This is a genomic window from Acinetobacter sp. ANC_7511, assembly GCF_056779975.1.
Genome location: NZ_JBWYIY010000024.1, coordinates 13,647 through 32,776, shown reverse-complemented (window position 1 = coordinate 32,776; position 19,130 = coordinate 13,647). Strand labels below are relative to the sequence as shown.

Genomic DNA, 19,130 nt, shown 5'->3' with positions numbered 1-19,130 from the left:
ACTTATTCTCAAAACTTAGATCCAACCTATTCAGCTAAACCCTTGTTTTTCAACAAGTTTTAATCAACATCACCGCCGATGGATGTGCATTATAGGCCATTTATTTTCTTACGCAACTACTTTTTCAATCTTTTCTATTTGTTTGTATAGTTAATAAACCAAATAAACATTAACTATATGTTTTTTATATATAATTTTTTATTTGTATGAACTTTTAACTCTTATCACTGTCTAAATAAGATAAAATCATTGCACTTAGTTCTCTTTTAAGCTGTTGTTCTGAAATAAGAAAATCATTGTTGCTTACAAACCTCATCATTGTGAACAAGGTACTATTAATAATCACAAAAGATTTATGCTTAAGTGTTTCGAAGTCCCAATGACGATAGAAACGATTAAATACATATAAACCAACTTCAAAAAAATGCTTTTCTAAAACCTTTGCTGCTTCGGAATTGTTGTAGCCATGCCAATGTTTGAGGACTTCAAAGAAGAAACCATTATCTTCTCTCATTACATCAAATCCGAATTGAAGACTAACATCGACTAAGGTTTTTAAATCCATTTCTTCTTGATTCATCGCCAGCGCTTTAAGTGACAAACCTAAGTTTTCACTCTTACGGCGTAACAATTCTAAAATTATCTGATCTTTATTTTCGAAATATTGATAGATAGAGCCGACGCTCACCCCTGATTTTTCAGATATTTTTGGCGTAGTGACTTGATCTAGGCCCATTTCAGAAATGCATATCAGAGTCGCTTCCAAAATACTATCGACTACCAGCTTTGCTCTTTGTTGTTGTGGTCTTTTTCTCATAGCTGCCATTCTAATAATGCGAATTGAATGCGAATAAATATTCATATTAATCTTTGATCAAACAATAACCAGATTAATTACACCATGTCAAATTTTAGCATTCCAAAACGTATGGCTTCATATGAGCGAATGAAGCGTAGCGATCTATTGTCCAAGCTTCTACACAAAATGACCGATCAAAACTTCATTCCAACTTATGCTGAATATTTAGAGTTAAATGAAAGTTTACATACGGGTGATCTGCCGATGGATCGCTTAATGGATTGGGTGATGACCAATCCACGCGAAAATCGAAAGCTTTTTGAAACAGCCTTATATCAAGGCTTAGATGCTCTTCCCAAACCAGTCCCTGAAATCAAAGCATTCTTTGATCTCGTGGAACAACAGCCTGTTTGGTTCGATCAAGAAAAAATTGATCGTGCAATTCAATTCACACATCGTTTAGGCTCGAATGTCACTTTTATTATGCGTGATCTCGCGCTAATGACTGGATATCAATACCCTGGCTTTAATCAACCTTTAATTTTAACAGGTGCTCTAAGCAAATATGCAGGCAAGCGCTTAGCAGAAACGCATAAATGGTGGCTAGATGTTACTAAGCCGAATGGATTTCAACGCTTTAATGATGGCTTTACTTCAACAATTTTTGTGCGTTTCATCCATTCTTTAGTTCGCTACCATCTAAAAAAATCTAAAGATTGGGACTGGGATATTTGGGGAATGCCGATTAACCAATATGATCAGGCAATGACAAATATTGCTTTCAGCGGTGTAATGCTTTTAGGTATTCGAGCAATCGGTATTTTTCCAAATAAAAGTGAAGTCGATGCGATTATGCATTTTTGGAAATATACAGGCTGGTTAATGGGTGTTGACGAACACTGGCTGATTGATAAAGAGTCTGAAGGCTGGAAATTATTGCAATGGATGAATTATGCTCATCCTCAAGTGGATGAAAGTAGTCGTCAGCTTGCAGTAAGCCTATCCAAAGAACCATTTGAACGCGAATATAAACATTTTAAACGTTTCATGCAGAAGAAAGCCTACCAGAATCACTTAGATGTTACCCAAATCTTTATGGGCCGTAAAAAAATGAAAAATTTAGGGCTTAAGCCTCGAATACTGCCGTGGTATCCACTGTATCTACTGACTAAAAATACTGTGATTTATGCTGGCGCAAAAAAAATACCAAAGCTTGATCTTTATTTACAGCGTAAAGGGCGATCACAACAAGAACAAGCTCTCGATTTATATCAAAATGCAGGAAAACAGCTGGCAAGTATGCATCAATAAATAAAAAACCGAGCTAAGGCTCGGTTTTTTGCATGTATATTTTTAAGCCATTTTTAATGTCGCCTCTTGCTCAGCTCGAAGTGCTGATGGAGAGCGTGCTAGATAATCCAAAGCTTGTTGAGTATTACCTTCTTGCACAGGATGAAACTTTGGACTAAACCAACGGATAGTAGCTAAAGTTAAATGACTGAAGGTAGGAATATGATCGGTCTTACGACTAATTTTTTCCATTTGCATAATGAGTCTTAAAGTACCCATATGTCTAAACTTACCTGCATCTTTATCTTGTTTCAAAATTGTTTTGCCGCCTTCAACCCAAACCGCTGCCATAATAGGGAAGATAAAGGTCATCAAAGCATTTTTTGAAATTTGGAAATTAAACTCTGATTCAAACATATGTTTAAACAAATCATACGCAACCGTACGATGTTCAACTTCTTCAGCAAGATGCCAACGGAATAGATCAGCCATGATTGGATCGGCTTTATCCAATGAAGTATTGTCCAAGCTCCACTGCCCTGCCACACCAGTATAGTGCTCAATGGCTGCAATCACACCCAGTCGGAAGATTAACCAACGTTTTTCACCAACCACTTTTTTCATCATTTTGATACCTACTGGATTTTCTCCCAAAAGGATTTCAAAAAGATAATGCATGCGTTGAATGAACGGCTTTACATCTAATCCATGTTGATCAAAATAAACTTGTGCATGTTGATGAGTACGACCATGAATCGCTTCTTGCTGAATAAAACCTTTCACGTCAGCTTTTAATTGTTCGTCTTTGACGAACGGTAAAGCTTTATTAAATACACGGCAAAACCAAAACTCACCCGCAGGTAAAATCATATGTGCTGTATTCAACATATGGGTGGAAACAGGGTCATTTTCAATCCAATGCTTTGGAATATGATTGAAATCAAATTTTACTTTACGACCATGTAGTTGATGAACTTGACTCATTGTTGTCATTTTATTATCCATTACTTCTTTTTTATTATTTTTAAAATAATGATAACCTCATCACAATATCATTTAAGGACATTCATATTTTATGTCTGACAATTTCAAAGAAAACACCCATTAAGACGGCGATCTAAATGGGTGTTAGGCTTAATACGTCAAATAAACTGAATATGACTAGAACTTCATACTCACACGCGCCCAATAATTACGTCCTATATTATTAAATTGCTCATTCTGTGCAAAACCAAATCCAGCACTACCTGCTTTATTTAAGTGTTCCGTATAAACTTTATCCAGAACATTATCAATTCCAATACTCAAATCAACACCTTGATGAATTTGATAAGTACCATTTAAAGACAGCGTCGAGAAACCTGAACTCGTTTTAAAGTCCTTACCTACAATATTACCTTGATTAATACTGACACGATCCTGCCCATCTACCACACGCCACAATAAACCTAAGTTAAAACGCTCTTGCACATATCTTAAATTTACACGTGCTTCCAACGGAGATATTTGAGGTAAAGGTTGATGATCAGTTGTGTTTTTTCCCCAAGCATACATCGCACTAAGATCTGCCTGAACAGCATCGGTAAATTGATAACCTACACCAGCTTCTGCCCCTGCGATTGTCGCATCGACATTTCGAGAATCAGCAGCATTTTTACCATGACCAGTCATTTTTGCTGGGTCATAATTCAATAATATGAAATCATCGATCAAACCAGCATAAGCTGATGCCCATGAACTGAATGCCCCGTGATTATGTTGGTATCCAACATCCAACTGTAAGGTTTTTTCTGTTTCTAAATCCTTGAAAGTAGCAACAGCATTGCCTTGGTAATCTGTCTTAAATAACTCCCAATAATCTGGTACGCGCTCTACATAGCCTAGACCAATATAGGTTTTAGCATCATGCTCTGGATGTTGATTTTCAAACCGTATAAAACCACTTGGTAATGTTTCCTGACGTTCTTGAACCATTTTTAAGTTTTTAATCCTAACTTGATCAACCCGAACACCTGTGACCAACTTATTATGATCATTCAATGGATATGATAATTCAGTGAACCCGCCATAAGATTGAAACTTCATATCCTCTGTCAGTGGAGTATTCATCATTGGCATGCTTGAATGATACATTCCACCAGCATGTTGATTATTCTGAGTATCAACACCCGTAATGAATATTGCTTTATCCCACTCCATCGTTGTGGCTAAACGTGCATTTAAAGTACGACGTGTCACATTCATAGCGCGATCCGCCCCATCAACATCACGCAAACTAAAATTATCCATCACATGATCATTAAAGTTGTAATTGACTTGCGCCTCAACTTTTTTAACTACCTCTGAGAGATTCTTTTTCTCAAATCTTAATCCCAAGCTCTCGCGGGCAAATTTAGAACCATCCATATCTCGCCCAGCATATACAGCCTCACCATCAGCCTTACCGCCAGTTAACTCGATCCATGTATCTGCATTAGGTGTCCAGCCCAATGCTAAATCTGCATTCCATCGTTTCCAATCTGATGGTACGGTCGCCCCATTACCATCTTGATAACTATTTGAGACTGACCGGTTGCTATTGATTCGAATATATTTTTGTTCATCTCCTACCGCTGCCTCAATATTTTGGTCTAAACGCCCAAAAGAGCCCATTAATACACTTGCCTGACCTCGATAATTTTTTTCATCATTCAATTGTTCTGGGCGTCGCTCGAAAATCACAGTGGCTGCTGAACCTGTATTGGCGTACTGGACAGTTTGGGGACCTTTAATCACCGAGATTCGATCATAGCTCTCAGGTGAGATATACGAAGTCGGTGAATCCATACGACTCGGGCATGCGCCTAAATTTTCAGTTCCATCTGTTAGAATTTTGATTCGTGATCCATACATTCCACGAAAGGTCACATCACCATTCGTACCTGCACCACTATTTACGCTGCTAAACCCTACAATACTTTGTAAGTAATCTGCGCCATCCGACGCAGGAATAGGCTGAATGGGTTGCTTCGGGTTTGCCCGTACAATCAAGCCATTAGCATCATTACCTTGTAGAGCTGTAGCAACAATTGGCGCTAAGTTCGTCATGTGTGTATCAGGTGTTGGATTTGAAGCTGTAGATTGGACTTCAGCAAACGAAGTTTGCGCAATAAAGGCAATGGAAATCGCAGCCGCTAGTGGCTGTAAATAGAATTTTGGCTGAGCCATGATATATTCACTCAAAATTTAAATATGACAATGCTAGAGTCATTCAAGACCCTAAAAATAAAGACAATATTTAAGAAAAGAGTGGCGGTGCCCGACCTTGAGGTAAAAGGAATAAACGCTGTAAGTCGAAATAAATATGTTTGAACGCTTTTTGGAAGACGATCAAACGTATATTTAAACGTACAAAAACTTCTTTAACATTCAGCTCAGGTGGCAAAATCAAATTACCAAATACAGTACAGTATTGGCATTGATGGTTTGGGTCATGATGATCGTGCCCACTATGCGAGGATTCAACATAGCGCTTAAACTCATGATGTTCATGTAACGCATGTGAAGTGGAAACATGATGAGCGTGATGAACGAGCGTGGTAAGACCAGAATGACTAGGTTGTTCGAATAAGGCACGGGTGATCGTTTCGCAGACCGGCGCAATTTGGTATTGCGCTGGAAGCAAAGGCTGAAGAAAAACAGCGATCTGTAATAATACTGCTGCGAAACTCAGCAGCAACCCATTGCGGAACAAATTGTCATTCCAAATAAAATTTGAGCAATTATAACAAAGCCCAATCGAAATTGGGCTTTATCAACATATTTAAAATTCTTAGAGAATTAACGCTTTACAGCAACTTTTTCTTTTTGACGCTGACGAACGACTTTTTCTACCTTTTCACGCGCTCTTTGGCGTTTTAAAGGAGATAAATAATCAACAAATAATTTTCCGTTCAGATGATCCATTTCGTGCTGGATACATACTGCCAAAAGACCATCAGCTTCTAATTCAAAAGCTTGCCCTTCTAAGTTAATTGCGTCAATTTTGACGCGTGACGGACGCTCAACTTTATCGTATATTTGTGGAACTGATAGACAACCCTCTTCATAAGGTTGGGTATCTTCAGTTAATGGGGTGACTTTAGGATTAATAAAAACCATCGGCTGATTTTTATCTTCAGATAAGTCCATGACGATAAGCTGAATATGATGATCAACTTGGGTTGCAGCTAGACCAATACCTGGTGCTTCATACATGGTTTCAAACATGTCTGCAGCAAGTTGACGAATTTCATCCGTCACTTCCTCTACAGGTTTGGCAATAGTACGCAAACGGGGATCAGGAAAACTTAAAATTGGTAATAAGGCCATGCTGCTTCTCACCGGCTATGCCATTGATCTTAAAAATTAAATGAAGTTAATGCTTCATCAAATAATACGTGTAATATGCGTATTATAGCGCAAATAGATACATAATTTTAGGAATTATGATAATGAAAAAGGTTTTCAATGGCATGGCTTTTTCACATGCTCTGGGGTTAAAGAAACACTGCCTTTCACTTGCAATTTGCATTAGTGCGGGCTTGTTTACCGCGCAAATGACACAAGCCAGTCCAAATGTAAGCCCACCATCGATTAAGGCCGGTGCTCCTCACGTTTATGTGGTCAAAAAAGGCGACACTTTGTGGGACATTTCAGGTAAATTTTTGCGCTCACCTTGGCGTTGGAAAGAAATTTGGGCATCCAATAAACATGTCAAAAATCCACACTGGATCTACCCGGGTGATCGCTTACTACTCTGTACATTAGATGGGCGTCCACTGATTGGTAAAGATGAAGGTGATGGTTGTGAAGGCGTTATTCGTCGTCATCTTGGTGCTATCAATCTAAAACCTCAAGTACGTGTTGAAAGCTTAGGGAATACCATTCCAATTATTCCCTTGGATGATATTCAACCTTGGCTAGAAAGAAGTATTATCGTCGCGCCTGATGCTTTGCAAAGCACACCTTATATTCTCGGTTCGGCAGATCGTCGTATCGTTGCTGGGGAAGGTCAAACAGTTTATGCACGTGGTCAAGGGATTAACCCTGGACAAAGCTACGGTGTTTATCGTGAAGCTGAACCGTATGTTTTCTTAGATGAAAAAGGGAAAAAGTACACAGGTGCACTTGAACTGATTGAGGTAGCTACTGCAGTCGCTGTTGCCAACGAAAATGAAATTTCAACTTTAGAGCTTAAACAAAGTTTTAATGCCGAAGTTCGTCGCGGTGATTACGTTTTACCTAAATTTCAAAATGAATTACCAAGCCTCTTCTATCCAACGGCAACAACGGATATTCAGCCAGGCGGTCAAGTGATTCGTGTTATGGGTTCTATTGGTACAGCAGCTCAACATAGTGTTGTCACCATTAACCGCGGAAGCGTTCACGGTGCAAAAAATGGTCACGTGTTAAGTATTTTCCAACAAGGCGAAGTGGTTAAAGATCCGAAGACCAAAGAAAATATTCAACTGCCTAATCAGCGTGTGGGCAATTTAATGATTTTTAAAACTTTCGATCAACTAAGTTACGCTTACGTGCTAGACAGCGCACTCCCAATTAAAGTGGGTGCTGTATTAGAACCATCACCAATGGTTGAAAATTAAAATTAGGTGCAGATATGTTGAGCGAGATTAACGACCATCAGTTGGCTTATATTAAACTCTGGTATCTCGTTCAACATTCACTCAGTGCGTATCAAAAACTTGTTCAGCATTTTGGTTCAGCTCAAGATGCTGTACAGCAAAATCATCTACATCAATGGCATCAGCTCAACTTACATAAAAACCATATCGAGCGTGCATCTCAATTTTTCTCTGATCAACAGCAACAAGAATTTGAGCGAATTCTGCATCAAATTCATCAACATTCTGATTTTATGCTCACTGAGCAAGATCCAGACTATCCTCAGCAATTGATGCCCTATCATGACCGCCCCCCAATTTTATTTGGGAAAGGTAAAGCACAACATTTATCTGAAGCACAAATTGCCATTGTTGGAAGCCGTAAACCAAGTCCACATGGCAAACAAGTCGCATATGATTTTGCGTATTATCTGAGTGATCAAGGTTTTTATATCACGAGTGGATTAGCACAAGGGATTGATGAAGCAGCCCATCAGGGTGCTTTGCAACATGGCAGAACAATCGCCGTTATCGGTACAGGATTAGATTTAATTTACCCATCACAAAATCGCCCATTACATGATCAAATCTTGAAGCAGAACGGGACCATCATTTCTGAGTTTTTACCCGGTACAAAACCGCTTCAGCATAATTTTCCACGCAGAAATAGAATCGTAAGTGGCTTAAGTTTAGGAATATTGGTAGCGGAAGCTCAATTGGGCAGTGGTTCATTAATTACGGCCCAAGCTGCTGCAAATCAAGGTAAAACGACCTTTGCAATTCCAGGTCATATTTATAGTGAATTTCATCAAGGTTGCCATCAGTTGATTCGTGAAGGTGCCATCTTAGTTGATCATCCTGATCAGATCATTGAAGATTTAGCCCTGCCGACTCAATGGCAACATCATCAAGCATCACTGTCACGAAAAAACAATCCTAATGAATTCCAAAATGACGAAATAGCTCATTCAGTAGACCGTCCAAAGTTAAGTAAGCATGAGGATGATGAGCATTCGATTCCTATACATTTGTTAGCTGTATTTCAACAATTAGATTGGGTTGGTCGCGATCTCGATCAAATTGCAGCAACCCTTGATTTAGACACCGCGACACTCACCAGCCACTTGATGGAGTTAGAACTTTTAGGACGCTGTATTCAACAATCTGGGTTATACCTACGTTGCCGTAATTAAAATTAAGGTTCACAATAGTCTTTTCAATCAAGAGAATGGTGAACGCTTATGTTAACAACCTCAGTTGCTGAGGCTGCTCAATGTCTAAAACAAGGTCACGTTTTGGCTTATCCTACAGAAGCAGTATGGGGCTTAGGTTGCGACCCTTTTAATGAAAATGCTTTTAAAGAAATTTTAAGATTAAAACAACGTCCTATCGAAAAAGGGGTGATCTTATTGGCTGGTCAAGTCAGTCAGGTTGAACATTTATTATCAAAGCTTCCTCAAGACCGCCGTGATGCGGTGATTGAAAGTTGGTCACAAACATCTTATCAAGATCGCGCCACCACATGGCTTCTCCCAGCTGATGAGCAAATACCACTTTGGATTCGAGGCAAACATCCTAAGGTTGCTATCCGAGTCACCAACCATCCTCTTTGCATCGCACTGTGTAACGCATTTGATGGGTTCATTGTTTCAACCAGTGCAAATCCTGCTGGTTTAGACCCCGCTCGCTCATTGCAAGAAGTCAATCAGTACTTTGGTGCTGAATTAAATTATTTAAATGGAGATTTAGGCCTGAGCCAAGAACCTAGCCGAATATTAGATGCAGAAACAGGTGATGTCATTCGTGCTTAAAAAGCATGATATGCTGAGACTTAAAACTTATTATTTAAGACAAAAAAAAGCTCAGTCATAAAGGTATTGACTGAGCATATAAAAGGATGTGCTAATCACATCCAGAGGGTTCAGAAATTCATCTGTACAGAAAAAAGAGTGTATTATCGCTTTCTCTGCAGTACGCATATTATGCTACAAAAAAAAATATTACACAATTACTAAGACTTAGAGTTTCAAATCATCATTTTTCTTATAAAGATTAATTATTAGTTCAATTGATATAATTAAGTACCTATTTTTAATTATTAATTTTACTTTTTAAAAAGCCTAATGATAGTTAATTTAGATCAATAAGCTTTTATAGATTTTAAGTATAATAAAAAAATAAATCGATTGTCTGTTTTTTAAACACTCTTAGCCTTTATGAATGAAGTTTTTTTCTGTGCTAAAGCAATACCTATCAAAATCACGATTCCGCCTAAACTGTGATAAATCGTCCATGCTTCTTTTAACCAAACATAAGCAATGATGGCGGTAAAGATTGGCATTAAGTTCATAAAGATGCTGGTTCGATTTGGGCCTAAATGTTGAACAGCCAACATCCATACTAACGGCGCAATAATCGAAGGGAAAATTCCCGCATATAACACGCTCAAGCCGTTATCCAGATCAATTGCATCGAGACCCAATACGGCAACGAATGGTAAGTGGTACAACACTGCAAAACCAATCTGAATATAAAGACTAATCATTAAAGGGAGCTCGAGTTGCCACTTTTTGAGAAATACACCATAAAAAGCATAGAAGAATACCGCGACGATCATAATCATGTCGCCCCAATGCCCACCCAGATGCATCAGTGTATCTAGACGCCCCTGACCGATGACATAAATCAGCCCGATAAATGATAAAATACTACCCACCACTGCAAATCGAGTTGGAAACTCTTTTAAAATCATCAGTGAAACAAAAATGGTGAAAATTGGAATAAAGGCATTAATTATGCCCATATTGGTTGCAGTCGTGTAATGTGCTGCGGTGTAAGCCAACCCCTGATAAAGCACCATACCAAATGCACTCAGCACTGCTAATTTCACTATATTTTGTCGTACCAAAGTACGCTGTTTGATGACTTTAGGCAGGATAAAGGGTGTTAAAATCAAAAAAGCAATAATCCAACGATAAAAACTAATACTGACAGGTGAAATATACTCTGCAACATATCGTGTAATGGCTATATTCAACGACCAAATCAATACAGCAATGACTGGCAATGATAAAGCCCAGAGCAAATGCTTTTTTTCAAATGTCATATTTTCATCCTAATTTTTATTTAATCGTTAAGATCAAGTTTTCATCAATTTTTAGACTTTTTCATTCCATGAAACACACTCCCCCTTCATTGTTAATGACTGCAGAACAGCCATCTAAGTCTGAGATTTTTACTTAAAAAATTAAGTAGAGTGCTGTTCTATTTTAAAACACTTTTCACTTTTTTACAGGGATTCCTCTACAAAACAACACTAGAAGCTGTGTGTGAGCTATGAGATCGTAAATGCTTGAATTTTCCCATCAACGGGTTAACTGAATATTTTTTAATGTGCTTCATCGTGAATGTGAGTGCATTGAACCGAGCATATAAAAAGGATAAATTATGAAAAAACTTCTCATTGCATCACTATGCACTACAGCTGTTTTTCTAACCGCTTGTGATAAAAAGTCTAACGATCAATCCTCACCTACTGCCGCTGAAACAGTTCAAAGCAATACATTAAGTACCAATGTAAATGCAGATATTCAACATGACTTAGATTTACTGGATCAAATTTCAAATACGAAAGCCCAAGAGGCTTTGGCATTTCAAAATGAAGTAACGCAAGCTGCACAAAACAATAACAAAGCTGAGTTAGACGCAGTGGTCGAGAAAATGGATCACTATGTGGATCAATTTAATGATGATCTGGATAAACTTGCGCTCAAAAGTACTGAAGGAGCATCTCTTCGAGATAAAATGAAAGAATCGAATGAGCTTGGATTGGACCTCGCAGAAGCAGGTGTTAAAGAAAAGCCTGATATGAATGAAATCACTGAACTACAAAAGAAAGCTGTTGAGTTACAACAAAGCTTGTTACAGGACATGCAGAATCTTAAAAACCAAGTCGGGACAAAATCTTAACTCATAAAGCAGGCCGTCAGGCCTGTTTTTTTTCACTGTAGACACCTTGGTGAGATCTATATGCCATGGTATTTTCAATCTACATATTTTAAGTACTTTATGATTAGGACATTGAAATGGCTTCAGTATATAACATTCCAGTAAATACAATTCAGGGGCAGCCTGTTGATTTATCACAATACGAAGGCAAAGTATTATTGATCGTGAATGTAGCGTCTAAATGTGGCCTTACACCTCAGTACGAAGGTCTGCAAAAACTCTATAGTGAAAAAAAACAACAAGGATTCGAAATTCTTGGTTTTCCTTCCAATGACTTTCTTGAACAAGAACCAGGAAGCAATGAAGAGATTGAACAATTTTGTTCAGTAAATTATCAAGTGGACTTCCCTCTTTTTGCGAAAGTTCCAGTGGTTGGGGAGAATAAACATCCGCTATATGAAACTTTAACAAATGCCATTCCAGAGCGTATTGGTGAAGGGCCTTGGTGGAAAGATCTGGTTGATTATGGTTTAACGCCTAATAATCCCCCTGAAGTATTATGGAATTTTGAGAAATTCTTAGTTTCAAAAACAGGGGAAGTCGTTGCTCGTTTTGCACCAGACATCACTGCAGATGATGCGCGTATTGTTGATGCAATTAATGCTGAACTGGCGAAATAATCTCATCAAGATCAAGTGACGATCTTGTCACTTGATTATTTCTTATTCAATTCAATAAATATCTTCATTAATCTGTCAAAATCATAAGTTACTCTTTCACATTAAAATTTTTGTTATTGCTTTGCAAATATTCAGATTTAACTCATATTTGTATCGTATCTTGGAATGAAGTGATTAACGATTTGGTTTTATTAATGAAAGTATTTCAAAGCATTATTACCCCTTTTGCATTATTTGGCTTCGGTCTCGTGATGTTAGGTTGTCAGCCGCAAACCCAACCCGATCAAGAAAAGGAATCAACAGCAGCTAATGCTGAAGAATCTTCTCCTGTCCAAGTCACTGATCCAGCTGACTTAAAGTCAGGCAATATGTTTTATATTGTACGTGATGTGGCAGATGTACAACTGAAAGCCGGTGGATATATTGAGCAAATTCAACAGCTACAATCTGATTTAGAAGAAGCTGTAAATAATAAAGATCCACAAAAGCTAGATCAGTCAGTGCAAAGTTTGAAATCTCAATTACTAGGATTTAATGAGGCATTGACAGGACTTGACCTAAAAAGCCAAGAAATTGCCCAGATTCGTTCTAATATTTTAACGGCAAATGAAAATGTATTAGCTTCACCATTACTAAACGGCCAAGTGAATTTAAACAACATCGATTTTGCAGCTTTAGAAAAGCAAATGGGTAATATCCAAGGTGAAATGGTGAAATTAGCCAGTATGCTTTTGACTCAGTCCGGATCATCTACAGAAAATAATCAAGCCGAGGATTGATATACATTATTCTCACAAAATAGAGATGGTGGAGTGAGTGATTTGTCTTTAATTTGGATCTTAAATAATTCAAATATCATGGAGTCGGCATGTCTACCTCACCCATCTATAATATAACTCCTATTACTTTTCGTTTAGATTTAAAAGATCCTTTCATCTTTACTGCTCATCATATTGATCACTACCCTGCCGGGAATGCTGAAATGGGACCAGTTCATCCTGCAATCAATCAAGAATTCAATATGTATTATGGTAGTGTTGTTCCCGGCTTTCCCGAACATCCACACACGGGTTTTGAAACCATTACTTTAGTGGAACAAGGTTATGTCGATCATTTTGATTCCTTGGGTAATGGTGGACGATATGCTACAGGCGATGTGCAATGGCTAAGTACGGGAAATGGTGTTGAACACTGTGAAATGTTCCCGTTAATTCATCAGGATCGAGAGAATCCTTTTGAATTATTTCAAATTTGGTTTAACTCATCTCCAGAACAAAAAAAACAACCTGCTGATTATAAAATGTTTTGGCGTGAACAAATTCCTCATGTGAAAGTGACTGATCACCAGTCTCGCAGCATTGATGTACGAGTTATTTCAGGACAATATCAAAATCAAAATGCATTAAGTCGCCCACCACACTCTTGGGCAGCTGCAGCAGAAAATAAAGTGAATATATACTTAATTACTTTAGAAGCTGGCGCACACCTTGAAATTCCAGCCACGACCGCGACCTCTACTCGATTTGCTTACTTCTATCAGGGTTCAACTTTAAATATTGCTGATTCAACCATTCAATTCAAACATCTTGTAGAGCTTAAAGCTGACACCGAAATTCAACTTGAAGCAGGTGATCAAGAAGCGAGAATCTTATGGTTAGAAGGAGAACCTATTGGTGCACCAGTTGCAATGCGAGGGCCTTTTGTATTGAACAGCAAAGAAGAACTTGATGTTGCATTCAAACGATATCGTGAGACCCATTTTGGTGACTGGCCTTGGCCAAGTGATGCTCCAACGTTTTCACGTGAAACACCCCGTTTTGCAAGCTATGAAGGTGGTAAACGCAAGGAATATCCTGAACAAATGAGTTCAGATGGGGCTTAACAAGGTTTAAATATTACAGTATTCATCTTTGCCCAATGCTCGTTTAATATCCTGTTCAAAACGTGCATTGGGAAAAGGATAACGTTGAGGCAAATACAAGGTAAATCTTGTCAACGTAGGTGATAGCTTTTCTACAGTTGCCTTATGAACGTATTCACCACGTTCTGTTCGAGCAAATAGGGTTGCCATTTCAATATGCTCTTCAAGCTTGTTTTCAGTAAAGACTAGGTCATCATCACGTGTGAAACCGATACATCGACGATATGCTTGTCTCAGATTTTGAAATACGCTGAGATAATCCAACTCGATTTCAGCACTTAAACCATTTTTATACGAGTTGGCAACCAAGGCCGCTTCAGTAGGTTCATTGGGCTGACTTAAATAATAATTTTGACATGCGGTGAGCTGACTGAAGATAAATATGCTTAGCGCGATAATTAGACTTTGACGATACATTATTTTATTTGGATTTATTAGACTTATACCTGAATTGTAGCAAAGTCTAAGCCGTGATTTAATTCAGCTTTATACTTTTAATGTAATTGAACCATGCAACTGATCATCTTCACTGGAGTTCAAGCTTCAGGCAAATCAAGCTACTATCTTTTACATTTGGCGCATTCACATTTAAGAATTAACTTAGACATGCTAAAAACTCGCCATCGGGAAAACATGATCTTTGAAGCATGTCTAGCCTCTAAAACCAAAACGGTGATCGACAATACCAACCCAACCAAAGCAGACCGTGCTCGTTATATTCAACGTGCCAAAGCAGCAGGTTTTGAAGTGATTTCATATTACTTTGAAACAGATTTGAAAAGTACGCTAGAACGCAATGGTCAACGAAGCGGTAAAGCCAATATTCCTGAAGTCGGTGTTCGAGCAACATATAAGAAGTTAGAAGTACCTGATTTTGAGGAAGGGTTTGATGAAATACATCATATTAAGATAAAAGGTGCAGGTGAATATCACCATTTAATCTTAGACTCCAAATAATAAAGCGACCCGAAGATCGCTTTATTTCAAAGACTCTATTGTTTCACCACCACTAATTTTTTTTGTACAAATTCATGAAAACCTAAATCTGCCAGTTCATGACCATAACCAGAATTCTTTACGCCACCAAATGGTAATTCTGGAGCTGTATCCGTTAACCAATTGATCCACACCATTCCTGTTTCAATTCTCGAAGCTAATTTTTTTGCACGCTCTATGTCTTGAGAGTGAATGACACCCCCAAGACCATAATTAGAATCATTGGCGATTTCAACGATTTCATCCTCATTTTCCGCAACATAAATCTGAGCAACTGGCCCAAAGAATTCTTCGTACCAAGCCTCATTATCTCGACTAATATTTTCTAAAATTGTCGGCTCATAGAAATAACCATCATGATCAATTGCTTTTCCACCAATAACCAATGATGCACCCTGCTGAACTGCTTTATCCACTTGTTTAATCAAGTTTTTAAGCGCACTTTCCGATGAGAGTGGTCCCAGTGTGGTACTACGGTCTAATGGGTCGCCAATTTTCAGCGCTTTAAATGCTTCAATTAAACCCGTTCTAAACTGATCAGCGATGTCTTTATGCAAAATAAATCGTTTTGCTGCAGTACACACCTGCCCTGTATTATTTACACGTGCTTTACAACCAATCTCAATCGCTTTGTTTAAGTCCGCATCATCCAGCACGATAAAGACATCATTCCCACCCAATTCAAGCGTAGACTTTTTAATGTGTTTGCCTGCTTGCGCAGCGACCGCACTACCCGCTCCTTCTGAACCAGTTAATGCAACACCACGCACACGTTTGTCTGCAATAATATCTGAGACTTGATCGGTATTGATAAATAGATTAGTCCAAACACCTTTAGGCGCTCCTGCTTCTAATACAAGTTTTTCAAATGCTTCAGCACATTGCGGAACGATACCTGCATGTTTGGCCAATACTGGATTTCCAATACCACAGTTTGGTGCAAATACACGGACCAATTGATAAAATGGGAAATTCCATGGTTCGACAGCCATGATAATACCTAATGGATGATGCTCCACCCAAGCTTCACCTAACTCAGTTTTATAGGGGACTGATTTCAGAAATTGTTCAGTATTTTTTGCATAGTACTCAGCAATTTGAGCACAGGATTCGATTTCACCTTCACTTTGCTCAATGAGCTTACCCATATCTAAAGTAATGAGTTTGGCTAATTCACTCTTTTTCTCTCTAAATAATGCTGCCAAACGTTGTAAAACTTTTACGCGATCATCTACATTTTTTACCCAATCTGATTTAAGAATAGATTCGGCTGAATCCAAAGCACGATCAATATCTTGTTGTTGGTGTGATGGATATTCTTTGTATACAGTATTGGTAAATGGGTTAATGGATTGATAACTCATAATTCTTCCCTTCATGCCAATAAATTTATTAATGCTTTGGATCAAAACAATCCTTCATTATCAAACATGAAAATAATTTATTACCCTCATGCTTACTTATCCAAGCTATCATTAAAATCTTTGAAAAAGGATGAATATTACACAATCTCTCAGTCTGTTACTTAACTATTGAATTTCAGATAACATTCATAAAAAAACCACCCTTACAGGTGGTTTTTCAATCTTGAACTGTCTTTTATTGAGCGAGGTTTTTGATTTGATTTACCATTATGAAATTAATTTTTTTTCTCAGAAAACGAATTAGTGATTTTAAATCATGTGTTTTTCTAAAAAAGTTCGGATTTTCAATTAACTGATACATGAAATAAAATGCTAGAAAAAACTTAGAAATATCTGAAATGAAATGTAAATTTCCTTGTGTCAAATTAGATATTGCTAAACACATAAAAAAAACTAACTGTAACATTAGTACAATTATTGAAATTATTTTTATGACAGGATTATCCACAATAGAATCATTGATTGTTTTCATTGTAAAACCCTTAACTTATTATCAGTAAATTATGTTTAGCACAAGTTTTTCAAACTTACAATAACCCATAAAAAAACCACCCTTTCGGGTGGTTTTTCAATCTCGAACCCTCTCTTATTGAGCGCGGTTTTTGATTTTGCGGATGGTTTCCAACTGTGCAGCTGTTTCTGCAAGCGCAGCCAAAGCAGCAGCAGCGTCCAAATCGCTCTTTTGATTTGCTAACAAAGTTTCAGCATTTTTACGTGCTTCAACGATTGCAGCTTCATCTAAATTTTCTGCACGGACTGCAGTATCTGCAAGAACCGTAACAACGTGCGGTTGAACTTCAAGAACACCACCAGATACATAGATTAATTCTTCTGTACCATTCTCCAACTGAACGCGAATCGCGCCCGGTTGAAGTAAAGTTACTAGTGGAGCATGGCCAGGCATAATACCTAACTCACCACCAGCACCTTTAGCAATTAGCATAGTTACAGTGCCTGAGTACAAAGACTCTTTAACACTTACAACGTCACATTGCATAGTCGCCATGAGAACCTCCTAAATTAGGTAGCTAATTAAAGTTTCTCGGCTTTAGCAATAACTTCGTCAATACCACCAACCATATAGAACGCTTGTTCTGGGATGTGATCGTATTCACCAGCTAGAAGACCTTTAAAGCCACGAATAGTTTCTTTAAGCGGTACAAGTTTACCAGGAGCACCAGTAAACACTTCTGCTACGTGGAACGGTTGAGAGAAGAAACGTTGGATCTTACGTGCACGGTATACAGTAAGCTTGTCTTCTTCTGACAATTCGTCCATACCAAGAATTGCGATAATGTCTTTCAATTCTTTATAACGTTGAAGAACGTTTTGAACTGAACGAGCGATTTCGTAATGCTCAGTACCAACAACTAATGGATCTAATTGACGTGAAGTAGAGTCAAGTGGATCGATCGCAGGGTAAATACCTTGTGAAGCGATGTCACGGCTCAATACAACTGTCGCATCTAAGTGAGCGAACGTAGTCGCTGGAGATGGATCCGTTAAGTCATCGGCAGGTACGTATACAGCTTGGATAGATGTAATCGAACCAGACTTAGTAGAAGTAATACGTTCTTGAAGAACACCCATCTCTTCTGCAAGTGTCGGTTGGTAACCTACTGCAGATGGCATACGGCCTAGAAGTGCTGATACTTCAGTACCTGCTAGTGTATAACGGTAGATGTTGTCTACGAACAATAATACGTCACGGCCTTTACCGTTTTCGTCTTTTTGATCACGGAAGTACTCAGCCATAGTAAGACCAGTTAACGCTACGCGTAAACGGTTACCTGGTGGCTCGTTCATCTGACCGTAAACCATTGCTACTTTGTCAAGAACGTTAGAGTCTTTCATCTCGTGATAGAAGTCGTTACCTTCACGAGTACGCTCACCAACACCAGCGAATACAGATAAACCTGAGTGCGCTTTAGCGATGTTGTTGATCAACTCCATCATGTTTACAGTTTTACCAACACCGGCACCACCGAACAGACCAACTTTACCACCTTTAGCGAACGGGCAAAGTAAGTCAATGACTTTAATACCAGTTTCTAAAAGGTCAGTAGAAGCAGCTTGTTCTGCATAAGAAGGCGCTTGACGGTGAATCGGTAAACGCTCTTCAGTTGCAACAGGACCAGCTTCATCGATCGGGCGACCAAGAACGTCCATGATACGACCAAGCGTCGCTGGACCAACTGGTACAGAGATCGGAGCGTTAGTGTTAGTTACGTTCAAACCACGCTTAAGACCTTCTGTAGATCCCATCGCAATTGTACGTACAACGCCGTCACCAAGTTGTTGCTGAACTTCTAATGTAGTTTCAGTGCCATCAACCTGAAGAGCGTCATAGATCTTAGGAACACTGTTGCGTTCAAACTCGACGTCGATAACCGCGCCGATGATCTGAATGATACGACCGCTACTCATTGC

19 protein-coding genes are annotated in these 19,130 nt (G+C 38.5%); 9 read left to right on the top strand and 10 right to left on the bottom strand.

Annotated elements, in window-relative coordinates; genetic code table 11:
* Positions 1–214: 214 nt before the first annotated feature.
* On the bottom strand, positions 215–817 hold the full coding sequence (locus AC1M9L_RS13860) for a TetR/AcrR family transcriptional regulator (RefSeq protein ID WP_035268244.1): 603 nt from the start codon (positions 815–817) through the stop codon (positions 215–217).
* 84 nt (positions 818–901) lie between these two features.
* Here AC1M9L_RS13860 and AC1M9L_RS13855 point away from each other — a divergent pair, with 84 nt between their 5' ends.
* A complete protein-coding gene (locus tag AC1M9L_RS13855; RefSeq protein ID WP_481592442.1) occupies positions 902–2,110 on the top strand; it encodes an oxygenase MpaB family protein in 1,209 nt (402 codons plus the stop codon).
* A 42-nt stretch (positions 2,111–2,152) separates the two neighbouring features.
* Here the strand turns inward: AC1M9L_RS13855 and AC1M9L_RS13850 are convergent, their stop codons facing one another.
* From AC1M9L_RS13850 to def, 4 genes are all read right to left on the bottom strand, one after another.
* Entirely contained in the window at positions 2,153–3,082 is a 930-nt protein-coding gene (locus AC1M9L_RS13850; protein ID WP_092768017.1) for a metal-dependent hydrolase, read from the bottom strand.
* Positions 3,083–3,250: 168 nt separating this feature from the next.
* The gene (locus AC1M9L_RS13845) at positions 3,251–5,296 is read right to left on the bottom strand and encodes a TonB-dependent copper receptor (protein WP_481592441.1); all 2,046 of its coding nucleotides are present in this window, start codon (positions 5,294–5,296) and stop codon (positions 3,251–3,253) included.
* Between the two features lie 70 nt (positions 5,297–5,366).
* Positions 5,367–5,822 (bottom strand): DUF2946 domain-containing protein, encoded by a 456-nt coding sequence (locus AC1M9L_RS13840; RefSeq protein WP_481592440.1) that lies wholly within the window; start codon positions 5,820–5,822, stop codon positions 5,367–5,369.
* Between the two features lie 86 nt (positions 5,823–5,908).
* The gene (def, locus tag AC1M9L_RS13835; RefSeq protein ID WP_035268228.1) at positions 5,909–6,439 is read right to left on the bottom strand and encodes a peptide deformylase; all 531 of its coding nucleotides are present in this window, start codon (positions 6,437–6,439) and stop codon (positions 5,909–5,911) included.
* 122 nt (positions 6,440–6,561) lie between these two features.
* Between def and AC1M9L_RS13830 the strand changes: the two genes are divergently transcribed.
* From AC1M9L_RS13830 to tsaC, 3 genes are read left to right on the top strand one after another with little or no spacing between them, the layout of a single operon-like run.
* On the top strand, positions 6,562–7,713 hold the full coding sequence (locus AC1M9L_RS13830; protein ID WP_481592439.1) for a LysM peptidoglycan-binding domain-containing protein: 1,152 nt from the start codon (positions 6,562–6,564) through the stop codon (positions 7,711–7,713).
* Between the two features lie 14 nt (positions 7,714–7,727).
* Positions 7,728–8,924: a DNA-processing protein DprA gene (dprA, locus tag AC1M9L_RS13825; RefSeq protein WP_481592438.1), complete on the top strand. Its 1,197-nt coding sequence runs from the start codon at positions 7,728–7,730 to the stop codon at positions 8,922–8,924.
* Positions 8,925–8,972: 48 nt separating this feature from the next.
* Entirely contained in the window at positions 8,973–9,542 is a 570-nt protein-coding gene (gene tsaC / locus AC1M9L_RS13820) for an L-threonylcarbamoyladenylate synthase type 1 TsaC (protein WP_481592437.1), read from the top strand.
* 386 nt (positions 9,543–9,928) lie between these two features.
* Here tsaC and AC1M9L_RS13815 read toward each other — a convergent pair whose 3' ends face one another.
* A complete protein-coding gene (locus AC1M9L_RS13815; protein WP_035268220.1) occupies positions 9,929–10,837 on the bottom strand; it encodes a DMT family transporter in 909 nt (302 codons plus the stop codon).
* A gap of 341 nt (positions 10,838–11,178) precedes the next feature.
* Here AC1M9L_RS13815 and AC1M9L_RS13810 point away from each other — a divergent pair, with 341 nt between their 5' ends.
* The 4 genes from AC1M9L_RS13810 (at position 11,179) to AC1M9L_RS13795 (ending at position 14,241) form a co-directional block, all read left to right on the top strand.
* Positions 11,179–11,700, top strand: coding sequence for a hypothetical protein (locus tag AC1M9L_RS13810; protein WP_481592436.1), 522 nt, complete (start codon positions 11,179–11,181; stop codon positions 11,698–11,700).
* 116 nt (positions 11,701–11,816) lie between these two features.
* On the top strand, positions 11,817–12,359 hold the full coding sequence (locus AC1M9L_RS13805; protein WP_481592435.1) for a glutathione peroxidase: 543 nt from the start codon (positions 11,817–11,819) through the stop codon (positions 12,357–12,359).
* A gap of 194 nt (positions 12,360–12,553) precedes the next feature.
* On the top strand, positions 12,554–13,138 hold the full coding sequence (locus tag AC1M9L_RS13800; RefSeq protein ID WP_481592434.1) for a hypothetical protein: 585 nt from the start codon (positions 12,554–12,556) through the stop codon (positions 13,136–13,138).
* Between the two features lie 89 nt (positions 13,139–13,227).
* Positions 13,228–14,241 carry a pirin family protein gene (locus AC1M9L_RS13795; protein WP_481592433.1) on the top strand — a complete coding sequence of 338 codons (1,014 nt, stop codon included), beginning with the start codon at positions 13,228–13,230 and terminating at the stop codon, positions 14,239–14,241.
* Positions 14,242–14,247: 6 nt separating this feature from the next.
* On the opposite strand, the gene AC1M9L_RS13790 is transcribed toward AC1M9L_RS13795, so the two are convergent.
* A complete protein-coding gene (locus AC1M9L_RS13790) occupies positions 14,248–14,697 on the bottom strand; it encodes a hypothetical protein (protein WP_179999932.1) in 450 nt (149 codons plus the stop codon).
* A gap of 93 nt (positions 14,698–14,790) precedes the next feature.
* On the opposite strand from AC1M9L_RS13790, the gene AC1M9L_RS13785 reads away from it, so the two are divergent.
* Complete coding sequence (locus tag AC1M9L_RS13785; protein WP_481592432.1) at positions 14,791–15,237, top strand: AAA family ATPase; 447 nt, start codon at positions 14,791–14,793, stop codon at positions 15,235–15,237.
* A gap of 35 nt (positions 15,238–15,272) precedes the next feature.
* Here AC1M9L_RS13785 and AC1M9L_RS13780 read toward each other — a convergent pair whose 3' ends face one another.
* The 3 genes from AC1M9L_RS13780 to atpD form a co-directional block, all read right to left on the bottom strand.
* Entirely contained in the window at positions 15,273–16,640 is a 1,368-nt protein-coding gene (locus AC1M9L_RS13780) for an NAD-dependent succinate-semialdehyde dehydrogenase (RefSeq protein WP_035268208.1), read from the bottom strand.
* Positions 16,641–17,286: 646 nt separating this feature from the next.
* Entirely contained in the window at positions 17,287–17,706 is a 420-nt protein-coding gene (locus AC1M9L_RS13775) for a F0F1 ATP synthase subunit epsilon (protein ID WP_035268205.1), read from the bottom strand.
* A 26-nt stretch (positions 17,707–17,732) separates the two neighbouring features.
* The gene (atpD, locus tag AC1M9L_RS13770) at positions 17,733–19,127 is read right to left on the bottom strand and encodes a F0F1 ATP synthase subunit beta (RefSeq protein WP_035268203.1); all 1,395 of its coding nucleotides are present in this window, start codon (positions 19,125–19,127) and stop codon (positions 17,733–17,735) included.
* Positions 19,128–19,130 lie beyond the last annotated feature (3 nt).